Source organism: Pedobacter sp., from assembly GCF_035566355.1.
Lineage (GTDB): Bacteria > Bacteroidota > Bacteroidia > Sphingobacteriales > Sphingobacteriaceae > Pedobacter.
Genome location: NZ_DATMRL010000724.1, coordinates 1 through 5730, shown reverse-complemented (window position 1 = coordinate 5730; position 5730 = coordinate 1). Strand labels below are relative to the sequence as shown.

The 5730-nt window shown below is 44.4% G+C and carries 2 protein-coding genes and 2 pseudogenes; all 4 read left to right on the top strand.

What is annotated here, in order from left to right:
• Positions 1–1477, top strand: a pseudogene (locus VNZ46_RS28345) (GAF domain-containing protein); the annotation flags it as partial.
• A 10-nt stretch (positions 1478–1487) separates the two neighbouring features.
• A complete protein-coding gene (locus VNZ46_RS28340; RefSeq protein WP_325564894.1) occupies positions 1488–4073 on the top strand; it encodes a BamA/TamA family outer membrane protein in 2586 nt (861 codons plus the stop codon).
• A gap of 77 nt (positions 4074–4150) precedes the next feature.
• Entirely contained in the window at positions 4151–5428 is a 1278-nt protein-coding gene (locus VNZ46_RS28335; protein ID WP_325564892.1) for an NAD(P)/FAD-dependent oxidoreductase, read from the top strand.
• A 62-nt stretch (positions 5429–5490) separates the two neighbouring features.
• Positions 5491–5730: pseudogene (locus VNZ46_RS28330) on the top strand (nuclear transport factor 2 family protein); the annotation flags it as partial.

Genomic DNA, 5730 nt, shown 5'->3' with positions numbered 1-5730 from the left:
CAATGGAAAGGTGGTGATGAACAGGGAGTCTGGATTTGACAGCATTATAGCGAAACTCACCAATGAAGATGAAGACAACCGGGTCATTTATCAAAAACTGGTAGATGATTATCTTAAAAATCCAAGGATGCTCATCTTTCCTGAAATTACTGAAGGTGAGTTGTTGAGTTATCCAATCCTGAAACTGCTGCATGACCATGGGATCAGATCCTATGCACTATTTCCATTGAATTATAACGGCAAAATTGTGGGCTGTCTGGAAGTATATGCCAGTGATGTTGAAATCTTCAAGAGCAGTACCTTATCACAGCTGGAAAGTGCTTTGCCATTGCTCTCACAATTGCTTCAAAACCTGATTGTAGATTTTAACCATGAGGTATCCAGTATCATTACCGATAAATTTACTTCTTTACAACCTTCCGTACAATGGAGGTTTCAGGAAGCTGCTTTCAATTATCTCCTGTCGGGAGGTTGTGAGCGGAGCCTGCCTATTGAACCGATCTATTTTGAAAATGTGCAGCCCCTGTATGCGGCGGTTGATATTAAAGATTCCAGTATTAAGAGGAACAAGGCGATCCGGGAAGATCTTTACATTAGTTTCGAAGTATTGGAAACCCTGTTGCTGGCGATAAAAAAACACAGTCATCTGGAACTCACAGAAGGCATACCCAACCAGGAGGCGATTTGGAATTATAGTGAATTTGATGAGCTCTCCGACCGGGAAGTACTTAAAATAGAAGATTACCTGATGCGGCAGCTGCCCTTGTATCTGGAACAACTCAGAAGTACCCATCCGGAGCTTTCCGGAATTGTGAACGATTATTTTGAAGCGACCCGGGAAAAAGACAGCATGTATAAGAACCGTGTACTCTACGAAAAAAGTATGCAAAAGATCAATAGGGTGGTCACAACAAAACTGGAGGAGTTCAATGCAGAGATCCAGTCCATCTATCCCTGCTATTTTGAGAAATTCAGAACCGATGGCGTGGAATATGATATTTATGTGGGGCAATCCATTACGCCGGCTATCCCAATGCCCGAAGACCTGCTTTTTACCTTTAGGTTTAAACAATTGGAAAATATGGCCAATATTGCCAAGGCGACCTATGCGCTGACCCCTAAACTGGATATTTACATGCAAACCACCCACCTGATCTTTGTTTATGAAAAACTGATTGACATCAGTTTCAGAACAGATGAACAAAGATTTGATGTAGAAGGGAGTTATAACATCCGTTATCAGATGGTTAAAAAGAGAATTGATAAAGCACATATTAAACACTCCACTGAAAGGGTAACCCAACCAGGTAAGATTGCCATTATTTATTTTAACAGTTGGGAAGCCCAGGAATACCTGGGATACATTAAAAAGCTGCAGCAGCAGCAAATGCTGGAAGAGCATATAGAATACATAGAAATAGAAGAACTGCAAGGTGTAGAGGGGCTGAAAGCCCTCAGGGTTGGCGTAATCGTATAAAAAGAACGGAATGGGAATAAGATTTTTACATAAAGGATGGTTTGGGTTATTACTTTCAGCAATGGGTTTTTCTTCTGTGGGGTATGCCCAGGTAAAGCCCCCCGGCGACTCCATTACCGTTGCCATTGCACCTGAATATGACCAGGTGAGCGGAACCCACCGGTTTTTCCTGGGTGAAAACTACCGCAAGCTTTGGGCTACTCCGGTGAAGATGCGTGTGCTTCACCTGGAAAAGGAACGTGGCGGTTTAACCATCGTTAAACTGGGTGGAGGAAATCAAACACGTTCCCTGCAATTTAAAGATGCGTCTGGCCGGCTCTGGGCCTTGAGAACCATACAGAAATACCCGGAGCGAGGCTTGCCCGAAAATCTGCGCCCCACTATAGCTAAAAATATTGTACAGGACCAGGTCTCTACCGGACACCCCTTTGGGGCACTGGTGGTACCGCCGCTGGCCGGGGCGCTGCATATTCCTCATGCCCTTCCCGAGATTGTCTATGTAGGGGACGACCCTGGCTTAATGGAATACCGTAAAGATTTTGCAAATGCAGCCTATCTTTTTGAAGAGAGAGACCCTGCCGAAGCAGAAAAAACAGATAAGACAGAAAAGGTACAGCGTAAGCTGCAGGAAGACAATGATAAAACTACAGATCAGTTGCTCACCTTAAGGGCCAGGCTACTTGATTTTATCGTTGGCGACTGGGACCGGCATGAAGACAACTGGCGTTGGCTGCCCACAAAAAATGACGATGGAACGCTGTACGAACCCATCCCGCGCGACCGGGACAAGGTTTTCTACCGCACTTCTGGCGTCTTCCCCTGGATACTCTCCCACCAATGGCTCAAATCAAATTTACAGCCTTACAGCGAGAACATCCGGGACATCAATGGCTGGAATTTTAATGCCAGATACTTTGACCGCTATTTTTTGAACGAACTCAATGAAAAGGACTGGAAAGAAGAAGTAAAATATGTACAGAAAACCATTACCCCGCAATTGGTAGACAGTGCCATCAAATTGATGCCGGCCATTATTGTTGCTGAAAACGGAGAAGAATTGAAGCGCTCCCTGAACGGGAGGGTACGTAACCTGGAAAAAATAGCCCTGGATTATTATCATTTCTTAGCGGAGTATGTAGAAATTCCAGCCTCTGATAAAAGAGAACATTTCGAGATTCAACATAAGAAAGACGGACAGGTGGAACTGACCATCAGGAATATTAAAAAAGACGGAAGTATTGGACGGAAACTCTATAAACGTACTTTTAAACAAGAACAGACTAAAGAAATACGGATTTACGGCTTTGGAGGAAATGATGTGTTTGCCGTAAACGGTGATCAGAAATCCAGTATTACGGTCAGAATGATCGGAGGAGATGGTGAAGATCAGTTTGAAGTTGCACCAGAAGTAAAAAGCAGAAGCCATTTATATATTTATGACCGTTTGGATGGAAGGAACACCCTTCCTTCTTCTTCACAGGCCAAACTCCGGCTCTCCAATGATTCTACTGTAAACCAATATGATAAGAACAGTTTTGTTTTCAATCGTTTTGGACCATTGTTCCGGGTCAACTACAGTATTGATCAGGGTTTACAGATCGGCGCAGGCCTGGTGTATGAAAAGCAAGGATTCAGGAAAACCCCTTATGCCTTTAAACATGAATTTTGGGCCACTTATACCACCGGAAGATCTTCCTTTATCTTAAACTATTCAGGAGATTTTAAAGAGGCCATAGGTAAAAATGACCTTAGAATAGATGCCAATCTGCTTGGTCCCCATAACCTGAGCAATTTCTTTGGACTGGGCAATGAAACCCAATTCGTCAATGAAGGCGATAAAGAAATGCCTTATTACCGGAACAGGTATGAATACCTTACGGCTGATGTGAAGCTGGCCAGAAACCTTCAAAAGAATCTGAACCTAGAGGGTGGGCTTTCTACGGAATACTATACCAGTACCAGAAGCTCCAATGATAACCGTTTTTTACAGGATTTTGATGCCTTGCATCCGGAAGAACAAGTATTCTCGGATCGTTTTTATGCAGGGCTAATGGGCAATTTGGTCTATGACACCCGTGATCATGCAGCCATTCCGACCAAAGGCATGTATTGGAAAACGGGACTCTCTTTTAAAAAGGAAGTGAATGGAGCACACGATAGTTACGGTAAAATTCAAACAGAATTCAGGTATTATTTCCGTCCCGGACGTTCGGGCGTGGTGATTGCCAACCGCATTGGAGGTGGTACCACTTTTGGCGATCCGGCTTTTTTCCAGCAAATGCAGCTGGGGGGGATGCGCAGTCTGAGAGGTTTCCACAGCAACAGGTTTACCGGCAGGACGATGGCCTATCATAACCTCGACCTGCGGGTAAAGCTGTTTAATTTTACCTCTTATATTGTTCCGGGTTCTGTAGGTCTCATCGCATTTAATGATGTGGGAAGGGTATGGTCGCCGGGTGAAGATTCTAAAAAATGGCATGATGGATACGGAGGCGGACTCTATGTGGTCCCGGCCGAATTGTTCCTGGTGCAGGCAGCCGTTGGCTTCTCTAATGAGGGTGCATTGACCTATATTTCTATAGGCTTTAATTTTTAATGACGAATAAAAGACGAATGAAATAAACTAAATAATCCTGTTTGCGTTTTTACTAAAAGAATCCTGACCCACAACATATGCAGAAACACATTGTGATCATTGGCGGCGGTTTTGCCGGAATCAACCTGGCGAAAGCATTAGGTAAGCATAAAAGCTATAAAGTAACGCTGGTTGATAAAAACAACTATAATTTCTTTCCTCCGCTGATCTACCAGGTGGCGACCGGTTTCCTGGAGCCATCGAGTATCAGTTACCCTTTCCGGAAACTTTTTGCTGGGAAAGAGAACCTGCATTACAGGATGGGAAGACTGGAAAGAGTCGTACCTGAAGAGAACAAGATCATTCTGCACAATGGGGAATTGATTTATGATGAGCTGGTGTTTGCAACCGGGGCAGAAACGAATTATTTCGGCAATGAAAATATAAAACAGAATGCCATCCCGATGAAGACCTTGTCTGATGCCATTAACATGCGCAATACTTTGCTGATGCGGATGGAACAGGCATCTATATGCAGCGATCCTGAGGAAATCCGTAAGTTACTCACCCTGGTGATTGCCGGAGGTGGGCCAACCGGTGTAGAGATCTCGGGTATGTTTGCCGAAATGAAACAAGGCATACTACGTAAAGATTACCCGGAACTTCATGGTAAGGCCGGGGGGATTTACCTGGTCGATGGAGGCAAATGCGTGCTTTCTCCCATGAGCGAAAGTTCACAGAAAGATACCGCCGTTGCACTTAAAAAGATGGGCGTGGAATTGATCATGAACATGCACGTAGACGATTTTGTAAACGATACTGTCGTACTTTCGGATGGAAATTCCATCAGTTCCAAAAACCTGATCTGGGCGGCAGGGGTTACTGCACGGGTTTTTGAAGGTATTCCTGCAGCATGCTATGGGCGGGGAAAAAGACTGTTGGTGGATGAGTTCAGTAAAGTGAAAGACACAGCAAATATCTATGCTATTGGAGACGCCTGTCTGCAGTCCGGCGATGCACATTTCCCGGAAGGACACCCGCAGGTTGCGCAAGTGGCCATACAGCAAGGTAAGCGACTGGCGGCCAATTTCAAATTATGGGCAGAAGGTAGTAAACCGGGTAAAGCATTTGCCTATGTGGATAAAGGAAGTATGGCTATTATCGGAAGTAACAAAGCTGTGGTAGACCTGACTTTTCCGAAAATGCATTTAAAAGGTTTTCTAGCCTGGCTGGCCTGGCTCTTTATCCACCTGATGTCGCTGATCACTTATCGAAACCGCGCCCGGACCTTCTGGAACTGGATGATTGCTTATTTCTCGAAAGACCAGTCCCTGCGTATGATTATCCGTCCGGCGGAAGAAGAGCACATCACCTGAGAAATTTATATTTGTGCTTTTAACAAATAAATATACATTTGAAGGATCCAAATAGATATTGTATGAAGAAAATGTTTTTATGCCTGTTGTTTGTCACTGCGGGGTTTATGACTATTAAAGCTCAGGATATGGCTTCTAAAGAAGAAACAGCGGTTGCTGCGGTGGTAGAAAAACTCAGACTGGCTATGATCAGTGGAAACAAGGCCGATCTGGAGAGTACACTGGCTAAAGAAGTAAGCTATGGGCACTCCGGAGGCAATATGCAAACGCGGGCAGAATTTGTAGACGCGATTACGACTAAA

What these genes read in the sequence shown, in the direction of transcription:
- VNZ46_RS28340 (WP_325564894.1), top strand. Translation starts at nt 1,488, where the DNA reads ATGGGAATAAGATTTTTACATAAAGGATGGTTTGGGTTATTACTTTCA.
- VNZ46_RS28335 (WP_325564892.1), top strand. Translation starts at nt 4,151, where the DNA reads ATGCAGAAACACATTGTGATCATTGGCGGCGGTTTTGCCGGAATCAAC.